The organism is Arthrobacter sp. GQ119, assembly GCF_059759125.1.
Map to the genome: position 1 here is coordinate 1 of NZ_JCAXEA010000112.1, position 229 is coordinate 229.

Annotated in this window: 1 protein-coding gene; it reads left to right on the forward strand. The window is 71.2% G+C overall.

The genetic code is table 11. From position 1 onward, the window contains the following. The coding region (locus AC6CH3_RS23585) for an aminotransferase class III-fold pyridoxal phosphate-dependent enzyme (RefSeq protein WP_498134732.1) at nucleotides 1-229 on the forward strand (229 nt) is incomplete at both ends.

Here is a 229-nt window from a genome sequence, read left to right on the forward strand (position 1 = left end):
GCTCATCGTGGACGAAGTCCAGGCCGGCGTGGGACGCACCGGCAAGTTCTGGGGACACGACTGGGCAGGCATCACCCCCGACGTCGTCATCACCGCGAAGGGCATTGCCAGCGGCTTCCCGATCTCCGCGATTGCCGCCTCGACCGAGCTCATGGGCAAGGCCTGGCCCGGCTCCCAGGGCGGCACCTACGGCGGAAACGCCGTCGCCGCCGCCGCGGGCGTCGCCACT